The organism is Halorubrum marinum, assembly GCF_048381195.1.
Classification (GTDB): Archaea; Halobacteriota; Halobacteria; order Halobacteriales; family Haloferacaceae; genus Halorubrum.
Genome location: NZ_JBLWMM010000003.1, coordinates 422,194 through 440,558, shown reverse-complemented (window position 1 = coordinate 440,558; position 18,365 = coordinate 422,194). Strand labels below are relative to the sequence as shown.

Below are 18,365 nucleotides of genomic sequence, written 5' to 3'. Positions count from 1 at the left end.
GTATAATGGAAACCCAACATACACTGCATGGAGAGAACGAGTGACCGTTACTGAATCTGCCCCGCTTTCGACGTGCACTGTCCAGATCGAACGACGTGGCGGTCGTGGTGAAGCGGGAGCGCGGGCACTTGAACGATATCTCCGGGACATCCCTGGTGTCCACGACGTTGACGTCTCGTTCCGAACAGGGGGCGTTCGGGTCACCTACGATGAAAGTATTACCTCCGAAGAATCGCTCAGAGAAGCAGTTCGTGAGCGTGACGTCTCGATCCAAGACGAACCCGACACGGCACCCGACGAGGTGACCTCGCGCTCGGAACTCAGACGCGAGGCAGTGTTCGTCGGTTTGACGCTGCTCGGTATGGTAACCGGTTTAGCGACGGGATGGCTCAATGGTCCGCCGCCCATCATGTGGGCGGGCTACGGCGTCGCGTACGTCTTCGGCGGGTGGTACGGACTCAAAGGGGCCATCGAGACGCTTCGGCACCGCGCGGTCGATATCGACCTGTTGATGATCGTTGCTGCGCTTGGTGCGCTCTCCATCGGGGCCCCGTTCGAGGGCGCGATGCTCCTCTTCCTGTTCTCGCTGTCGAACACGCTCCAGCACTATGCCATCGGCCGGTCGCGCCGAGCGATCAAGTCGCTCGTCGAGATGCGACCGGACAACGCGCAGGTCCTGCGTGACGGTGAAGAGGTCACCGTCCCCATTGACGAGGTCGCCATCGGTGACGTGTTCGTCGTTCGCCCCGGCGACAAAATCCCGCTTGACGGGGTCGTGGTGTCCGGCGAGGGAACGGTTGATCAGGCTTCCCTCACCGGCGAGTCTGTCCCTGTCCCGAAAGAGCCCGGTGACGAGGTGTTCGGTGGGACGATTAACGAGAGCGGAAGCCTCGAAATCGAAGTCACGCGGCAGGCCCACGAATCGGCGATCAGCCGCCTCATCCACATGGTCGAACGCGCTCAGAGTGAGAAGGCCCCGACACAGCGGCTCATCGACCGGCTCGAACAACCGTACGTCCTCGGCGTGTTCGCACTCACCATCGCAGCTATCGCCATTCCGCTCGCGCTCGGGAGCGAGTTCACGGCGACGTTCTACCGCGCGATGACGCTCATGGTCGCCGCTTCACCGTGTGCAGTGATCATCTCGACGCCCGCAGCAGTCCTCTCAGCAATCGCCTCCGGCGGGAGGCAAGGGGTGTTGTTCAAGGGCGGCGAACACGTCGAGACCGCGGCACGCATCGACGCGGTCGCCTTCGACAAGACGGGCACACTCACACAAGGCGACACGGAGTTGACCGACGTGTTCGTCCGCGACGAGACGGTGGGCGATACACTGACCGAGGATTCACTGCTCTCCATCGCGGCCGCAGTGCAGGCCCGCTCGGAGCATCATCTCGCTCGTGCGACCATGCGGGCGGCAGAAGCCCGGTCACTCGACGTCACAGACGCGGAGCGATTTCAGTCAGTTGCTGGGAAAGGAGTCAAAGCAGACGTCGACGGCCAAACGACCCATATTGGAAATCGCACGTACTTCCAGACTGTTCTCGGAGACGCAGCAATTGATGGTCTTGAACCAGGCCTCGACCGGCTCGAAACTCTAGAAGCGGAGGGGAAAACGAGCGTCCTCGTCGCGCGCGAGCGTCAGGGCGACGTCAGTGTCTTGGGGTGGCTCGCTTTCACCGACACTGTTCGCCCTGACGCAGCCGAGATGATCGCTGACCTCCGCTCGCTCGGCGTTGAGCACATCGTTATGCTGACCGGCGACAACGAACGCGTCGCACAGCGAATCGCCGACGAGGTCGGCATCGACGAAGTACAGGCGGAACTGCTGCCGGAGGAAAAGGTGGCGACCATCGAGGAACTGGTCGAGCGACACGAGAACGTGGCGATGGTCGGCGACGGCGTCAACGACGCACCAGCGCTCGCCACAGCAACCCTCGGGATAGCGATGGGCGGCGCGGGAACGGACGTCGCGCTCGACACTGCCGACGTGGTACTAATGGGCGACGACTTGAGCAAGATCCCCTACGTGCTCGGCCTGGGCCGCAGAACCCGCCGGACGCTCACCATCAATCTCGCCATCGCCTTCGGCGCGATTGCACTCATGGTCGGCACAATCCTCCTCCGAGGGATCCCGCTCCCACTCGCCGTGGTCGGTCACGAAGGCTCGACAGTCCTCGTCTCGCTGAACGGCCTCCGGTTACTCGGCTTTCGCGGATGAGGGCATTCAGGGCGAGACAGATACAGCAACGAAGCCGACTCCTGATTACCGTTCAGGGCTCAATGATGATGGAAGATGACAGCTTCCAGAAGTCCTTTCTGGACGCTCGGAGTCGATGAACTCATGTCCCTGACTTCGAACGGTCCTTCCTTTGGCAAGCGGTTCGGTGTCGCCCTGCTATTGGGCATACCCGGAATCGTAGCGCTCGTCGGCTACATTTACTTCACGACACCCGAAGCAGCTGTTCCGCCCGGCTTGTCACTCCCGCTTCTCGCTGTCTCCTCGGGTGTCAACTCCTTGCTTTTCCTCGGCGTCGCATGTCTACTCGGCGCATATGCTGCGCCGCGAGTGGGGCTACAGTCGTACGCCATCAACCGGGAGGAGACTGGCGGTGGAATCTGGCAACGCCTCCGGGGTGATGTTGGACTGGCCGTCGGAATCGGCATCATCGGGGGCATCCTGATCGTCGTCCTCGACGCAATGATGATGCCCTTTGTCGCCCAGGACCTGCCTCAGACAGTAATCGGAGCGACGAGGCCGACCGTACTTGACGTCCTCGCGTACGTCCCCGTCCGATTCCTCTACGGAGGAATCACCGAGGAACTCATGCTCCGGTTCGGGCTCATGTCCGTGCTCGTGTTCGTCGGGTGGCGCATTACTGGCCGCCGAGCAGATGGCCCGCAACCGGCCGTCGTCTGGGCTGCAATCGTCGTCGCAGCCGTGCTGTTCGGCCTGGGTCACCTCCCTGCACTCGCCCAATCGGTCGCTCTCACTCCGGCACTGATCGTGCGGACAGTCCTCCTCAACGCGGTCGCTGGCATCCTCTTTGGCTGGCTCTACTGGCAGCGTAGCCTTGAGGCCGCGATGATGGCTCACGCCTCATTTCACGTCCCGCTCGTCGTTCTCTCGCTCGTCCAGGTCGCACTACTCTGAGGATGAGCCTGTGACTCGTTGCCTCTATTGAAACTCTCAGAACTTGACCGGAGGTGCGTACAAGATCCAGAGCGTTTATGCAGCAGGACTGCTGGGAAATGTAACTGAGAAGGGATTTCTCCAAGGCCTCTCCTCCTATGAGTTCGTGACTCAGGTGAATTGCTCTTCCAGTTCGGACCAGACGTGCCGGAATTTCCCACTCCGTTCCTCCCGTTGTGGGGGCTCGGATGCCGCTTCGACGGTCATTCGGCTAATCCCGTGAGCACGAAGGAACGACTGAAGCTCTCGCTCGATATGCTTCCAGACCTCCTTCTCAGTTGCATCTGGGATGACATCAAAGCGGACCTGTAATGTTGTGGGGGCTGTACGGATAATCTGGGTTCGATGGATACCCGGAACTTCTTCGACGACACTTGAGAGTGCGAGTGGGAAAATCGGGACCTCCTCTCCCTCGTCGGTTTCGAACTGGAGGACGTCTCCTTGCCGTCCGCCGACCTCTATAATGGGGAATGCGCTCCCGCATGAACACCGTTCTTCGTACATCGTGATGCTATCCCCGAGATCGTACCGAACGAGCGGTTGCACTCGATTCGAGAGGCTCGTGATGAGGACGGTGTCCGACGGCGTCCCAGGTTCGACCGGCAGATAGTCCTCGTCGACCGGTTCGACCACGACCCAGTCGGTATTAGCGTGGAAATTTCCATGTTCGCACTCGACGGCGACCGGGACGAATTCCGTCGCCCCATAGAGCTCCCGGACGATGCAATCGAAGGCGTCTCTGAGGATTCGCTTTTGCGTCACAGAGATGGGTTCTGCCGTGGGAAGAAGGAGTGCCGGGCAGATGTCCAGGCGTCCGTCTTGCTGGGCTCGCGCCAACTCAACGAGGACAGTCGAATAGCCTTCGAGGATAGCGGGCTGGTACTGGTTCAGATCGGAGATCAGGTCGTTGATCGGGCTCTTCGGGGAAAAGAGCCGAAGGCGACGCTCTCCATAGACGGATTCTCGACGCATTAGTTCGAGGCCGGCTGCACCGGCGAAGTGACCGCCCGAGACAGCGACCAGTGCGATGTGGAGATTCTGCGTGATGAGGCGGGAAAGTGGCGAAATCCCGGCCATTGCGGGCAGGACCCACCGGTCGCCCAGCACGTCTGAAATGATCCATGCGGTCTCATCCTGGACGAACACCCCCGGTTCCCCGGTCGTCCCGGATGTCGTCCAAACCGGATACCTGCCGAGGAAGCGCTCACCGATCTTCGTCTCGTCAGCGACGAACGCGTCAATTTCGGCTTTCGTAATCGCCGTGTCCGTGACGACATCGTCGAAGTGCTCCATGAGCATCGGCTTCGTCACCGGCGGGTATTGTGTGAGGTCGGTACTGCCCTCAGATACGTCGGCGTAGTGTCGCTTGTAGAACCGTGACTGGCGACGGGCAAACGAGAGCATCTCCACGAGCCGTCGTCGCTGCCGAGCCGCTATCTCCGCGCGGTTCGCTCCTCTGGCCCGCCACACGTCGAGCGTGATCTTTCCTCTCTCGATTGGATTCATCGGACTGATGTTGGAGCGCGAGGGAATTCTTCCGAGCCTCCTCCTCGTATTCCTACTATACTTCGGTGCGAACGGACTTTGCTATTTGCCCGCCGAGCCAGCTGTCACACGACGGTCCGCATTCATCAGCCGACGAGTGTCACTCCAATCAGACTCCCGACGCCGTAGGTGAGGACCGCAGCAGCGAGTCCGATACCGACCTGCCGTAGTCCGGAAAAGAGCACGGATCGTCCCGTGAGAAGCGTGATACCGGCACCGATGACGAACAGCGAGACTGCACTCAACACGAGACTTATGCCGACGGCGACCAGTCCGCTCAACACGAAGTACGGGAGGACTGGGACGATGGCTCCGAGCGCAAAGAGCACGAACGACGTCGCAGCCGCTTCCCACGCCGAGCCACCCAGTTCTTCCGGGTTGATGCCCAGTTCCTCGCGGGCGAGCGTATCCAGGGCCATCTCCTCGTCGGCGATCAACTGATCGGCGATCTCTCTGGCGCGTTCTTTCGAGAGGCCTTTCGCCTCGTAGATGAGCGCCAGTTCTTCGGCCTCCTCATCGGGAACTTCGGCAAGTTCTTCCGCCTCGATGCCGATCTGGCGTTGATACAGCTCCCGAGAGCTCTGGACGGAGAGCCACTCGCCCATCGCCATCGAACCCGATCCAGCGAGGAGTCCGGCGAGACCCGTAATCAGAATCGCTGTCGAATCTAGTGCCGCACCGGCGACGCCCATTACGAGACTGAGATTGGAGACGAGACCATCGTTCGCGCCGAGAACTGCGGCACGGAGTGCGTTGCCGCTGGTTGCCCGGTGGCGGCCTTCGAGCTGGGCGAGGACGTCTCCCCGTGCCCCCTGCCCTGGTGTTTCCGTGATCACCGTCAGGAGACGATTATGTGAGCGTTCGTCGGCAGCCATCCCAGTTCCAGTGACCTCCGGTTGGGTCGCGTAGTCACTCCCACCGACGGCCTCCCCGGCTTGCATCGAGGATAGTACCAGCCCCGGGCCGAATCGACGGGCAAGCCATGCCAGTACTCTCGCTCTCCGAGATGGATTGGCGTCTCCTGGGTCAGAACCGGCTTCTCGAATCTTCTCAGTCCAGAAGTCTGCATGGATTCGCTCTGTCTCGGCCAGTCGGCGGTAGACTTCAGCGAGTTGTGGTTGCGGTTCCGCGTCAGCCATCGCCGTGTAGACCGTCGCACTGTCGATTTCGTCTTGGCGATTGCGACGGTAGCGTTCGATATCCTCAGGGGTAATCATATACCGTCGCTATCGAGAGCTGAGGCATTAGTGGCTGCTGCTGGTTCCCCCGCGACCGTTCATATCCAGCTACGAGTCCCGTGACTGATTCGCGCTGTGTATTCGACAATCCTGGGAATCGTTTCATTTCCCGAGTTGGCAGGCGGATTCGTGGCTGGGTACGTCCATAGGCGACGTGGGGCTCTCGTCAGCACGCTCTCGGGAATCTTCGCAGCGGTTCCGAAGGCTGGACTGTTGTTTCTCGCTATAACGCTTTTCAGGGCGGTCTCAACCGAGAGCTGTGAACACGTTCTAGTCCAGTTTTTCGTCGTCCTCGACGCGATAGCGGTCTTCCTATGTCTAGTCGGGTCACTCGCGGGATATCTCGCGGCCTATTACTACCGAGATCGCGGGGATCACCCCGGGAGATCAATATAGCACCCCTGCCTCCAGATCGTATCAACGCGATACCCTGTACCCACTGATTCAGTCAGGCACCGCGAGATAACCACACAGAAAGCGACGCCCCGAGTATCTACCGGCCTTCTTACCCGCTTGTTCATCAGTACATAGGTCGTATGTTCTGGTATGAAGACGGTTCACCGATACCTGTTGGCTGCAGGTTTCGTCGTGTTGTCCGGCATCGTGAGCCTGCTTGCTTCGCCATCGCTCCCCGCTGACCTCGTCACAAACTGGGGTGCCACTGGCGAGCCCAACGGGACAATGCCGATGCTGCTCGCCCTCTGGCTGTTTCCCGCCCTGACCGCAGGGCTTCTCGTCGTGTTCGCTGTCATTCCACGAATCGATCCGCTTCGAGAGAACATCTCCGAGTTCCGGTCGTACTACGACTGGTTCGTCGTCATCTTCACCCTCTACATGTTCGTCATCCACGCCGGCATCGTCGCGTTCAATCTCGGCTACGAGTTCAACTTCACGTACCTCATCCTCGTCGCCGTGGCCGGGCTGTTCTACTACAGCGGCGTCGTACTCACACACGCCGAGCAGAACTGGTTCGTCGGCATCCGGACGCCGTGGACCCTCAGCAGCGAGGAGGTCTGGGCACGAACCCACGCACTCGGCGGCCGACTCTTCAAACTCACCGCCGTCCTCACGCTCGTCGGCCTGCTGTTCGGCGACTACGCACTCTACTTCCTCCTCGTCCCTGCGCTTCTCACAGCCGGCGTAACCGTCGTCTACTCCTACTACCTGTATGAGCGAATCGAGGGGGGCTCGGATACTACCTCGGGGTCGAATCTGTAAGTCGCTGACCCAACTCATTTAGTACGTCTCCTGATCACGATTTCTGACCCTGACGGCTATTCTGAGGAGAGGTAGCCCACCAAGCGCACGGAGTTGTTTCGCCGCTTTCAGACATAGGGGAAGATCTGTCAGAGAATTATATATCGGGCGGTGCAGTACACGGTATGGCGACGACACTGGAACAGTACGGCACGGGTGGCGGCATCGCAATCGGCGCAGGAATCGGCGCAACGGCGGCGTCAACCGCTGGCCTCACCTCCGAGTTCGCAGTCGTCGTTGGCTTCGGTATCATGGGTGGACTCGTTGTCGGCGGGTTTGCCGGCCGATTTACCGAGAAGAACCGTGACCGCGACAACTGGCAGTACCGAGTCGTAGCGTACACGCTATTCGTCAGTCTCCTCGCCGGCTCACTACTCGGGCTGCTCACCGCCTGGATGGTTGACGGGTCACTCATCAACGGCGCTCTCGGCGGGGGTGCCACAGGCGGTGCATTCAGTCTCCTTATGAGTGGGATACTCATTTCTGCTGGGCGAAAAGAGCAACAGTCATAATCGGCAGCACAACCAGATTGACATCTTCCTGCGCCTGAAGACGCTACCACTATACTGAATAAACAGGGCGTCTCAGTCACCCGGTTTCTACTGAGAAGCGGGGATGCTGAGCTTGAACTACAGAAGAATGGCTCAGCTGTTTGTCTCTACGGGCCTGAAAACCTGAAAGAATGTGTCAATTGGGAGTTGCACCGCTGAACGGAAATGTGAGTACGGTCTGGTTCAGGTATGCAACTGCTGGATGCACTCTTTCACCCTGTCGAACGATATGCGGATGCGTTCTCGGTGAAAATCCACGGTATCGTCGCTGTTGTCTCGCTTTGCACCTTCGCCGGAGTAATTGCTCTGGGGTTCGTTCCGGTGACCCGCCAGATCGAGACATCTGGCTATTCCACGGCAGATTTGCAAGCCGCAACGAGCCGGACGGAAGTGGATACGATACTGCAGGCCTTCGAACCGGTCATGGAATCCGTGATGCTTCTCTCGGTTCTCGATTACATCTTTATCGTCGCAGGGTTCTTCCTGTTTTTCTCACTCCATTCGCTCTCTCTGAAGACGCTAGCAGTCCACAACCGGCTAGTCCTGATACCGAAGGTTGGGATGGTGTTGACTGTCGTCTCTCGACTCCTCGATTCGCTGGAGAACCTCTGGGTCATCCTCATTTACACGAATCCCGACGACTACGCGACCGTCCTGATTGATCTCATGAACATCTCTGAATCGTGGAAGTGGGTGATCGTCAGCATCGAATATCCGACACTCGGCATCGCCATCGTGCTTGTACTGCTGACCCGGTTTTCCTCACTGTTCGACGGTCGCTCAGAGAGTCCACAGTAAGCAGCATCGGAAGTTTCAATTGGTGAGCTGTTTCGGTAGCTGTGCTGAATATCGAGGATGTGGATTCACATCCACTGTCCAACCTCGGTCGAGCGCCAACACGTACATCATGCCGCCTCCACGAGTCGCTCGGCCAACGTTTCGAGTTCGTCGACCCCGTCGATAGCGCGAAGCCATCGATCCGGAAGCTGTGACGCTCCGAACCGCGCCCCAGCGACCGAACCCGCAATCGCGCCAATCGTATCCGCATCACCCCCACGATTCACGGCCGTCACAATCGCTTCCTCGGCACTGCCCGCGAATACCCCGTCGTGGAGTGCCGTCTGCAACGAATGCACGACGTATCCCGACGTCTCCAGCGTGTCGGGTGACTCGCCCCGAGTGAGCGGTCGGAGTGCCGTCACAAGCTCATCAGGCGCGTCCCCACCGACGTAATCAAGCGCGTCTCCCAACGGCTTCTCCGCGTCGTCAAGCAAGCCAGCGATGGTGAGATTCAGAATTGCACACCCGTACGTGCACCGCGGGTCAGCGTGCGTGATCTGCGAGGACTGCCGACTCACCTCGGCGAGTCGCTCCCAGTCCGTCACGTACGGGATCGCAAGCGGCGCGCACCGCATCACACTCCCGTTCCCCGCGTTCTGGCCTTCCGGGCTTTGCTCCCAGATCTGCTGACCGGCCTTGTCCCACTCGTCACCGCGTTTGAGCCGCGTGAGCGCCCGTCTCGTCATCCCTCCAATGTCGAACGGGTTGGTGTCGTACCACGCGACGAACCGGTCAGCGACATCCGCCGGATCGAACGCCTGCTGTTCGACGAGACTACGAGCGATACACAGCGCCTGTTCGGTGTCGTCAGTGATTGTCCCAGCGGGCTGGTTCCACGTCCCATGCCCAATCATCTCGTCGAGCCGCCCGTGTTCAGCGCTGATTTTCGATGCAGACTTGAACTCCACCGGTCGGCCAAGCGCATCCCCACACGCCAAGCCTAGTAGAACTCCACGGGTTCGATCCGAATCCATACGTCACGCAACGGCTACCGCTGAGAAAAATGTAGGGCGGCAGTCACTCGTCGGGTTTCGTCCCGGTGCGGAGATTCTCTCGATATTTCGCCCACGCTTGATACATCTCCACCTTCTCATCCTCTGTCATCGTGTCGTGTTCATCCGGGTCGTAGAACGGGAGTTCGTCCTTGTCGGGCATCGCCATCACTCGCCCGAGTGGGTACAGTTGCTCGTAGTAGTGCTCCAGCACCCACTCTTCGCCGTGCTCCTCAACCGCTTGCTGAATGAACGGGGCAGCCTCCGGGTAGTCATCCGTAAGCGAATCAGTCATCGTGAAAGGGCGGTCGTGCGCGGTGTTCGTCTCCGATTCGTCGTCCATACTGCCGGTCACGCGTCCGTGTATTCGGCGAGTGAGTGGTCGAGACTGTCGGTGACCCACTTGCCGATCTGGATGAGGTCAAACGCCTCAACCGGGGTGTCGAGCGCATCGGCGAGCGTAGACCGAACTCCGGGTGAAAGCTCATCAACGGGGATCGCGGTGAGGGGGTGCTGGGTGAGGAAGTAACTGCTTGCCAGGCTCGTTGGGGCGATGATTATGACGTTCTCCGCGTCAGCGTCGGCAAGCGCGAGTTCCGCATCTCGACGCTGAAGCACTGCCGCACGGAGCTCCTCAACGGGAAAGAGCACACTCGCATCCCCGTGATCGATACTCGCCCCCGCCGACTGAAAATGCCCTTTGAGCATAACTACTACGAGATATATTCTTACAGAGCATTAGTATTGTGGTGAAGTGCTGTATGACCACAAACCACACTCGTCAGTGACTTCTCTTGGTCTCGGCTCTCGAATATTCAAAGAAGCAGAGAAACCCGGCTATACTGTGTTGGCGATACCGGTGAAGTACGAATGAGCGATGTCCAACTGATCCCGATCAACTTCATCGGCTTCCGCACGGAAGTGGAATAGCGCGTTCCGGGTGTCCCGGATATCCTCAAGTAGACTTTCCACCATTGAGCGTTCCTGCGACAATCGGGCGGGAAGCTGGTCTACATTCCTCGTGATAAACAGTCGGTACTCGTCGAACGAGAAATCTTCAAGCCGTTCTGGGGGATCGTATCGCTCGTCATTCTCGGCACGGGGAGCGAACGCCTCCTCTATGCACTGGTCTAAATCATCGACAGACTCCCGGAAGATGTGTCGCAGGCTCTCCTCTATCTCACCAATCTTCAGAAACGGATCGACTTGGAGTTCAAGGAAATACAGGATATCATACCGCGTCAGAATCCCTTCAAGCCCATCCGAATCACCAATGAGGACAAAATCGTCCTCAGCGAATGTCTTGAACAGCTCGAAAATATCGTGGTCAAGATCGACAAACTTCGGCGACGTATTTAGTGCGATCTTCACTGACGTCTCCTCGACACTCACATCCTCCATCGATTTCACATACCTCGCAATCGACTTGTACGTAACAACACCCTCGATCCCGTACTCGCTCTCCACCGGGAGCTGGTCAAAATCATTCTCCAGCATAATCTCCAACGCAGTCTGAATCGAATCGTCGATATCGACCGTCACTGGGTCATCCGGCGACGCCGCTGTACTATGAGACAAGACGTCGTCCGCTGTGAAGAACTGCATATCTACGCCAACCCAGTGTAGAACTAATTACCTTATGCAGCCACCCCAATCTCACACGGCGGGGGTCAGGGAAGGTAGACCGAGTAGTCCGCCGGATTCATTGACTCCAACTCAAACGACGTGAGCCCGTCGAAGAACTCCTCGATAAGCGAAATTAGATGGTGGAAATCAGCGATCAAGGCATGCATCATCTCGTTCGGATTCTGCTCCTCGACCTCATACCCCCAGAAGTCTTCAGGCGGAATATCGAATTTCCCGACCGCCTCATGCGTGATCGTCATGTCGAAGTCACTGATAAAGTGTTCCTCAATCTCGAACGTGTAGCTTCGACTCCCGACCCCGGTCGAGATTGTGAACTCACGCGTATCTCCGGTTCCTCTATAGTCAGAGATGCTCCATTTGTTCAACTTCGACCCGTCGTCAAGCTGGAAGCCCACACTTAGTCCATTGGTGTCCTCGTCAGGATTTCCGCTTGCCGTATTCACGCTCTTGACTTCCCATGGATGGTCGTCGTATTCTTGGAGACGAGCTTGTAGCTCGGGCACCAGTGAGAGAGACTCCCGGTACTCAGACCGGGTAGTGTAGTACTGGCTGAAGAACCCACCATCTTCGTCCGGATCATAGTCGTCGTCTTTGATGCTCTCAGGCTCCCACGCGTCCAATCGCTCCTCAACGTCATCGCTGAAGGTGGGCTTGCCCGACAGTTCCTCAATGAGACTCGTGAACGAAGGCGATGTGTTGCCGCTGGAGTCGTCACCAGACGTGTTGGTGAACTTCTCGCGGAGATTCTTGACCCGGGACTGGTACTGCCCTCGGTAGTCCTCGGTGAAGCCCAAGATCTCAGCAATGTCGTCCTCTGACAAGCCGGGGCCTGCCGCATCGCGGAGGTCGTCGGGGTCGAGGTCTGACGGGTCTCCTTGTGGCCCGGATTTCTCCGTCCAGTGCAGTCCGACGTCGTAGAGCGTCCATGTCAGGTCTTTCGGGACTTGAACCCCACCGTCCGGTCCTTTCTTCGTTGGTTTGTACCCGATTTGCCGGTAGATCTCTTCCGTGACTTCCGGTGCCTGCAGCGGAATCGGATGGCTCCGACCAGAAACTCGTGCATGAACGTAATACCCATCCTTCTCATTCGAATCAGCATATTCCTTCAAAACCGCCATACGAACTCCTTGTCGTGATGTGTCATATAGGCCTGGCTATCCCGCGACCGACTCTCCCAGTGCCCAATAGGAATCTGTTGTACGAGACCACCGCCGAAAACGAATGGGTGGCCTTGTTGAAACCCTTGATTGATGATCGGTTCCAGCAGTCGTGCTGAATGGGCGTGCGTATCTCGCCGTGCTAATCTAATCTCGATAGAAATTCGGGCAATTCTCTTTCCTCAATTAGTGTGCAGTTGATACTCTCGAACAACGCATCCCAGTCTTTGTTTCCAAATTCTCGTTTCTGCGGGACAACAACGGCACCCGGGATGCCTTCCTCTCGAAAATCGATAAGCTCCGCAACTGCCCGAGTCATATGATTTCTGTATGTTTGTTTCGCTATATCTTCTGAGGCATCTTTGACCTCAAAATAAGCTACCGGGGAACCGTCACTTGAGTAAGCCACGGCGTCAAGTTCCCACGTATTACCTGAAATCCCCTCCTCACGGACTTTTTTAGCACTGTATCCATGCTCCTCAATCTTACCTCGAACCCTTTGCTCCAGTCCCTTTATATCCGTATTGTCGTCGGAGGTGAAATCACCGAGGCCCATATTAGGGAATTAGCCAGATGGATATTAATTCATCCTGCTAAACTCATCCTCTAAATTCAGCACGGCGTTTGTATCAGCTGCTGAGGGTTTCAACAGAGCCGAACGCTAAAAAGAGAAAATCAACGGATTCGGGGCAAACGGCAGTAGGCCGCGAATCTATCAGTCGTCGCTCCCGACTGGTCCGAGTCGTCGAACTCGCCCGGCCTCTACGAGTCGTTTCAGCCCGTCGCGGGTCGGCCACCCCCACGGTGCCTCCTCCACTTGTTGATTCGGCGCAATTGCGCGGAAATGCGACCCGTAGCCGTTCGTGATTAGGCGGCGTTGACACCCGGCGATCTCGAACATCCCGAGATCCAGCCCGTCGTCGAGCCGACCGATGCGGGCCGCGCCGGCTCGATACCCTAAGATCAGCTTCGGACGGAACTCGGCCATGCTTTCGACGGGGAATTCGTAGTTCTTGTACGTGATCGGTGTCCCCAACTCCAGCACGTCTCCCCACGGATCGTACACGCCGAGGTCGAACGGCTCCGCTACCTCAGGTTCGAGCGCCTGCCGGGCCGCCCGGCGCTGATCGTCGTGGTCCTTGTGGAACACCCAGTGCATCACGAACCCTAACCGGAGGGCTTCCCGCGTCTTCTCCCGGTAAGGTTGCTCCGACCCCGCCACGAACTCAACCCACCGATTCACTCCCTCTCCAAGAATCATGCAGTCCGGCACCCGGTCCGCGACCGTTCGCTCAAACCGGTACTCACCCGGGAACCACGGGTCTCGCTTCTCGCGTTTCCGCCGGTCCAACGCGAACTTCCCCCACAAATGCTCTGGCGACTCGTTCCCCGCCGACCGCAACCGGTCCGAACACCCCCAGATCTCAAACTCACGCATCCACAACCCACCCCGGCAGCACCCTGCTCATTCGCCTGCCCTCGTTGGTGTCAACGACTTCACGCCGAAATCCGACTTGCTACAGTACCGTTCAGCGACCCGGCCGAGCGCCTGCGTCCGCAGCACGTCCGACACGTTGTGCAGGGCGAGCTCTGCGAACCACCCGTTCTCGAACGCCGCTACGGCTGCCTCACTCCCATCGAACGGATCCACGGCACCGTACTCGCCGTCACACAACACCTCGTACACACCGGCCAGGTCTCGGTGCTCCTCGCCGTCGACGGTCGTGTTGAACCGGTCGGTCACGACCGGCAGCACGTCCGCGTACGCCACATCGCTGAACGGCCATGCCAACCCCAGTTGCGCGTACCGCGTCCGGAGGAACGGTACATCGAACCCGCCGCGCCATCGCTCCCCATTATACGCGACGAGCAACACGTCGGACCCGCAGAGCCGCTCCGCAACGAACTCCCTCACAGCCGCGAGCAACTCCTCCTCAGACGCGTGCGTCGACACGTTCACCAGCGCATCCGTCGCTGCCTCAACCTCACTCGTCACGTCACCGGGCGGCCGACCGGCCGTCTGCACGAACACGCGAACCCCCATCGACAGCCCGAACCCAACCACCGTTACCTCGTCCTCGACGTCGAACCCGGTCGTCTCAATATCGAACGCCACCTGCTCCAACACCACTACGACTCACCCCCTGCCAAGGCAGCGCCGCGCTCCGCGACCCGATCCTCACCTGCTGGGCGAACACGGAACTCACCGAACCCGAACCGGGAATGCGTCCCGACACGCAGCACCCCGTTCTTCGCCGTCTCTACCGGATCATCACCAGCATACTGGACAACCTGCCCGTGATCTACTGTCTGTACCGCGTAGGTCTCCTCACCGTCCACGAGTCGCGTCTCACGGCGACGTATCCCGGTCGATGACGCGGCATTCGTCTCCGTCGTGTCGGCACGCCACCACCACGGGACGCTCTGCGAATCACCACTCGGATGCTCGGACTCCAGCACGTACGGCGACACCAACTCGATTCGGGACGACTCCACGCTCGACTGCGCTGCCTCTAGCCGTGAGTAGTCCAGCGACTCCAGGTCGATGACTTGCGTGTCGACGAGCGACAGTTCACCGAACCCGTAGTTCCTTGCGCCACCGACCTGCAGCCCGTCAAGCACGTCCTCAGAGACCGGCACAGCCCCGTCGTCGCCCAACCCGGTGTGCAGGTAGCAGTGGACGTACCACGACACGGATCGCCGCCGATTCCGTTGCCCGGCCGGTCGCCCAAACCAGCACATCCCATCGAACGCCACCCGGTCACCGTGCATCTGCACGTCGAGCGCGTTGTGCGCGTCTCGTGGCCGTGACGCCAGTAACCATCGCTGCGCCGGGTCACGGAACACGAACAAATCCTCGTACGACGTAACGTCAGGCAGCGACTGACCGATTTTCCCCGCGTACCCGTCTTTGGAGTGCTGCTTCGGGTACTCACCGTACTCGCCCGGCAAGAACACACCGTGACTCACACACAGCGACCGCCGCGTCTCAGCATCAACCCGCCGCGCAACAGCGTTGAACAACGCGTTCCCCGTCACGAAGTACGGATGCCCAAGGTACTGCCCGTCCAGCTCGAACAACACCTGCTGGATCTGCGTCATGCACAACCCCCCGTGTTTCGAGTCCACACACTGACACGGCGTGGCACAACTCCGACGCCATCCCTGGGGCCACACACGCGCTTCCCCGTGCCACGACCGGGACAGCGCCTGCAGCCAGCGACCCCACCAACCGGATCACGACGCCCTCGACCGGTGCGTGGCCGAACCCCCCACACCCTGTTTCCAGTGTCTTCTACCACTCGCCGCGACTCAACACACACCCTATTTCCAGTGTCCTCACACGCCTCGTTTCCAGTGCCACGGGCGCGAGACCGGCTCTCATCAACGAGCACGGCACACACGTCACGCACCACGCCCATCACCTCCTGCACCAGCAGCATCGCCAGCCGTCGCCGGAGCCAGCGCCGCGACGTACTCCTCAATGAACTGGAGCGCCGTCGACCACGACCGGACTCGCCGCAGCTGCGCATCCAACACTCGCCACCGACGCTCCCCATCCACATCGAACGGAACCGCCGGTAAGCGCGCCCACACGTCAGCAAACGACTGCGCCGGCGCACCACCAAGCCGCGCCGCCGGCCGGTCACCCGGCTCACCAGTCACATACACCGCGAATCTTGGCGTCGCCAGCACCGTCCGATGCGGCACTACCGCTGGCCCAGTAGTCTCGTCGCACTCGCTGACCGCGAGGAACAACTCATCGAACTCGAACCCCGACCGGTAATTATCCAGCAGGGCCGCTGCCAGCAGCGTGTGGTACTTCAACGACGTGTACGGGTAGTACGGCGACTCACTGAACAACGACGGCACCACAGAGTCCAGCCACGCGGCGTGTAGCTCCTCGGCATCCTCGACGCTAATCAGCTCAGTTAACGAGCCACCGACATCACCAACCGGCTCCACCGTCGACGCCACGTCCCCAGTCAACAGCGACACCCGAAACCACGACTCGTGCGCATCCAACGTCCGCTCCGGCTCCCCGCGCGGCCGACTGAGCAACGCCGCATCCCGGTCCGCACCCAACGGCACCTGCTCGTTCACACGCATCCCCCGAAACGACTCCTCAGCGTGCTCGTGACCGCGCATCCGCGCCTTGTGGATATCGTGCCTGTACACCGCGACCATCGGATCCACACCCGAGTCACCCGACTCCTGCTTTGACACGAACGGGCGGATCGACTCCGACGGCGGCTGCAATGACTCCTCACCCGACTCACCAGGATCCGTCACGCCGACCCACCTCCCGGCATCGTAACGTCTCCATCACGCGCCGCCACACGCGCCTGCAACGCTCGCACGAACGCCGGACGACACTCCGACACCCACAGTCCATCCTTCTCCTCCATCGCCTGCGTCACCGCCTGCGCTCTGTTGAAGACACGCCGCACCTCCGACTCCGAGTACAGCGGGTTAATCACCCAGACGTCAGCGATACCAGCACCGAAATTCCGTGCGCCACCGACCTGGAACTCGAACTCATCCGCGTGCGCATCCAGGAACGACACAGCTTCTAACAGTAGGCCGACGAACTCCGGCTTCAACTCTCGGAGCGTCAACTTCCACGTCCCCTCGACGTTACCGAGAACATCCCGGTCCGCTTGCCGGAGCGGCTGGCCACCATCCTCCTTGTTCCGCGACCGGACCTGGTTCGAGATTTGTCGGAAGTGTGCCTCCGCCTCTCCGTCCAGGACATCCACCTGTCTCCGAATCGGGGAAAACGACACTGGCCGGCGCAGCAACGTCCCCGGCTTATCACCGAACCCACCGAACAGGTCGTAGATCACACACCCCTCGTCGTGCTCATCGAGGCACGCACCCTTCTCGTGGTACCCCGACTCCAGGTCGCGCTCGTACGTCTCAGCCCGCATGTAATCCGCGTTCGGCTCACCCGGATGACACGCCGTCGACCCAGCAACCTGAAGCACCTGCTCACAGCCGTGCCGCAGCCACCCAGACAGCGTGAACGGCGAAATCTGCCCCTCAATCTGATTCATCGGATCGTCCGCCTCATACCGATCCGCCGACGCATGATGCCGATCCGTCACGATCCCGTCTCCCGGGGACAGCAGGTCAATTTCGAGCCCCACGTACACGTGCGGTAGCAACATCTCCTCAACCGACCGTGGCAGGTCCAACTCGACATCGAGATGTGAATCCACGAGCGCCGACTCGCTCGACGTCATCGCTCACCACCCCAGAACAACCCGCGAACCACATCGCCGTCTGGACGACTCACACGACGCCGCGCCTCACCCAGCGACACCTTCCCCGACGACCCGGACGATTCTGATTCCTCAACGCCAGGGGTAAAGTCCGCGGCTGAACCTCCACCATCCAGGATCAGCCGGACGGACTTCGTTGCCGCCGCACTCACCGCCAGAACATCTGGGTCCAACAGCACCGGCCACAACGACTGCATCGCCCCGTCCGAGCACACCCCGATGCGTCCCTCAACCACCAACTCACGCACACCCAGCGTGTACTCCCTCGGGAGCTCGTGTTCCTCGTCCCCACACACTACATACCCGACCTGAAACATCACCTCACCAGCTGGTCGAAACACGTACACGACGACTGCATCACCCTCCCGAAGAGGAGAACCGCACACTTGACACTTCGCGGCCCCTTCCCCGAGCGAATTTCCATATATCTGATATATGTCTTCAATTAGTTCGCTGTCGACAGCTTCTTGATTCGTAGATGCTGATCTTTTCATGGGTTCGCTCACATCCGTTAGGGAACCCAGCCCGGGTGTCTCCAGCACCCAGGCACTTCTGACTACGTTAGTGCCACCGAAGGGCCGAGTTCCACACCCATTATGAGAACTCATTGTGGTAAATACCTTTCGGAGAACTCATAACGGGTTCGAGTATACCGTTAGG

20 protein-coding genes are annotated in these 18,365 nt (G+C 59.6%); 6 read left to right on the top strand and 14 right to left on the bottom strand.

Annotated elements, in window-relative coordinates; genetic code table 11:
• The first annotated feature begins 40 nt into the window (after positions 1-40).
• Positions 41-2,221 (top strand): heavy metal translocating P-type ATPase, encoded by a 2,181-nt coding sequence (locus tag ACNSN4_RS05980; protein ID WP_418284867.1) that lies wholly within the window; start codon positions 41-43, stop codon positions 2,219-2,221.
• A gap of 123 nt (positions 2,222-2,344) precedes the next feature.
• On the top strand, positions 2,345-3,154 hold the full coding sequence (locus tag ACNSN4_RS05975) for a CPBP family intramembrane glutamic endopeptidase (protein WP_418284866.1): 810 nt from the start codon (positions 2,345-2,347) through the stop codon (positions 3,152-3,154).
• Positions 3,155-3,304: 150 nt separating this feature from the next.
• Here the strand turns inward: ACNSN4_RS05975 and ACNSN4_RS05970 are convergent, their stop codons facing one another.
• Positions 3,305-4,699, bottom strand: a complete 1,395-nt coding sequence (locus ACNSN4_RS05970) for a phenylacetate--CoA ligase family protein (RefSeq protein WP_418284865.1) — start codon at positions 4,697-4,699, stop codon at positions 3,305-3,307.
• A gap of 125 nt (positions 4,700-4,824) precedes the next feature.
• Positions 4,825-5,877 (bottom strand): VIT1/CCC1 transporter family protein, encoded by a 1,053-nt coding sequence (locus tag ACNSN4_RS05965; RefSeq protein WP_418284864.1) that lies wholly within the window; start codon positions 5,875-5,877, stop codon positions 4,825-4,827.
• A 174-nt stretch (positions 5,878-6,051) separates the two neighbouring features.
• Between ACNSN4_RS05965 and ACNSN4_RS05960 the strand changes: the two genes are divergently transcribed.
• The 4 genes from ACNSN4_RS05960 to ACNSN4_RS05945 all read left to right on the top strand — a co-directional run bounded on the left by ACNSN4_RS05960 (position 6,052) and on the right by ACNSN4_RS05945 (position 8,582).
• Positions 6,052-6,372, top strand: coding sequence for a DUF5518 domain-containing protein (locus tag ACNSN4_RS05960; RefSeq protein WP_418284863.1), 321 nt, complete (start codon positions 6,052-6,054; stop codon positions 6,370-6,372).
• A gap of 150 nt (positions 6,373-6,522) precedes the next feature.
• On the top strand, positions 6,523-7,194 hold the full coding sequence (locus tag ACNSN4_RS05955) for an SdpI family protein (protein ID WP_418284862.1): 672 nt from the start codon (positions 6,523-6,525) through the stop codon (positions 7,192-7,194).
• Between the two features lie 164 nt (positions 7,195-7,358).
• A complete protein-coding gene (locus ACNSN4_RS05950) occupies positions 7,359-7,745 on the top strand; it encodes a hypothetical protein (protein WP_418284861.1) in 387 nt (128 codons plus the stop codon).
• 228 nt (positions 7,746-7,973) lie between these two features.
• On the top strand, positions 7,974-8,582 hold the full coding sequence (locus tag ACNSN4_RS05945) for a hypothetical protein (RefSeq protein WP_418284860.1): 609 nt from the start codon (positions 7,974-7,976) through the stop codon (positions 8,580-8,582).
• A gap of 107 nt (positions 8,583-8,689) precedes the next feature.
• On the opposite strand, the gene ACNSN4_RS05940 is transcribed toward ACNSN4_RS05945, so the two are convergent.
• The 12 genes from ACNSN4_RS05940 to ACNSN4_RS05885 all read right to left on the bottom strand — a co-directional run bounded on the left by ACNSN4_RS05940 (position 8,690) and on the right by ACNSN4_RS05885 (position 18,211).
• Positions 8,690-9,598 (bottom strand): ADP-ribosylglycohydrolase family protein, encoded by a 909-nt coding sequence (locus ACNSN4_RS05940; protein WP_418284859.1) that lies wholly within the window; start codon positions 9,596-9,598, stop codon positions 8,690-8,692.
• A gap of 43 nt (positions 9,599-9,641) precedes the next feature.
• The gene (locus ACNSN4_RS05935; protein WP_418284987.1) at positions 9,642-9,911 is read right to left on the bottom strand and encodes a DUF8110 family protein; all 270 of its coding nucleotides are present in this window, start codon (positions 9,909-9,911) and stop codon (positions 9,642-9,644) included.
• 56 nt (positions 9,912-9,967) lie between these two features.
• Entirely contained in the window at positions 9,968-10,324 is a 357-nt protein-coding gene (locus ACNSN4_RS05930) for a DUF8165 family protein (RefSeq protein ID WP_418284858.1), read from the bottom strand.
• Between the two features lie 129 nt (positions 10,325-10,453).
• Complete coding sequence (locus tag ACNSN4_RS05925; protein WP_418284857.1) at positions 10,454-11,221, bottom strand: CBS domain-containing protein; 768 nt, start codon at positions 11,219-11,221, stop codon at positions 10,454-10,456.
• Between the two features lie 65 nt (positions 11,222-11,286).
• Positions 11,287-12,381 carry a hypothetical protein gene (locus ACNSN4_RS05920; protein ID WP_418284856.1) on the bottom strand — a complete coding sequence of 365 codons (1,095 nt, stop codon included), beginning with the start codon at positions 12,379-12,381 and terminating at the stop codon, positions 11,287-11,289.
• Between the two features lie 181 nt (positions 12,382-12,562).
• A complete protein-coding gene (locus ACNSN4_RS05915; RefSeq protein WP_418284855.1) occupies positions 12,563-12,976 on the bottom strand; it encodes a hypothetical protein in 414 nt (137 codons plus the stop codon).
• A gap of 159 nt (positions 12,977-13,135) precedes the next feature.
• Positions 13,136-13,858, bottom strand: coding sequence for a hypothetical protein (locus ACNSN4_RS05910; protein WP_418284854.1), 723 nt, complete (start codon positions 13,856-13,858; stop codon positions 13,136-13,138).
• A 27-nt stretch (positions 13,859-13,885) separates the two neighbouring features.
• On the bottom strand, positions 13,886-14,551 hold the full coding sequence (locus ACNSN4_RS05905) for a hypothetical protein (RefSeq protein WP_418284853.1): 666 nt from the start codon (positions 14,549-14,551) through the stop codon (positions 13,886-13,888).
• Positions 14,551-15,522 carry a hypothetical protein gene (locus tag ACNSN4_RS05900; RefSeq protein ID WP_418284852.1) on the bottom strand — a complete coding sequence of 324 codons (972 nt, stop codon included), beginning with the start codon at positions 15,520-15,522 and terminating at the stop codon, positions 14,551-14,553. Before ACNSN4_RS05900 ends, ACNSN4_RS05905 begins: the two co-directional genes overlap by 1 nt.
• 303 nt (positions 15,523-15,825) lie before the next feature.
• Complete coding sequence (locus ACNSN4_RS05895; protein ID WP_418284986.1) at positions 15,826-16,608, bottom strand: DUF8168 family protein; 783 nt, start codon at positions 16,606-16,608, stop codon at positions 15,826-15,828.
• Positions 16,609-16,709: 101 nt separating this feature from the next.
• Positions 16,710-17,666, bottom strand: coding sequence for a hypothetical protein (locus ACNSN4_RS05890; RefSeq protein WP_418284851.1), 957 nt, complete (start codon positions 17,664-17,666; stop codon positions 16,710-16,712).
• Positions 17,663-18,211, bottom strand: a complete 549-nt coding sequence (locus tag ACNSN4_RS05885; RefSeq protein WP_418284850.1) for a DUF8112 family protein — start codon at positions 18,209-18,211, stop codon at positions 17,663-17,665. The genes ACNSN4_RS05890 and ACNSN4_RS05885 overlap by 4 nt, the downstream gene beginning before the upstream one ends.
• Positions 18,212-18,365 lie beyond the last annotated feature (154 nt).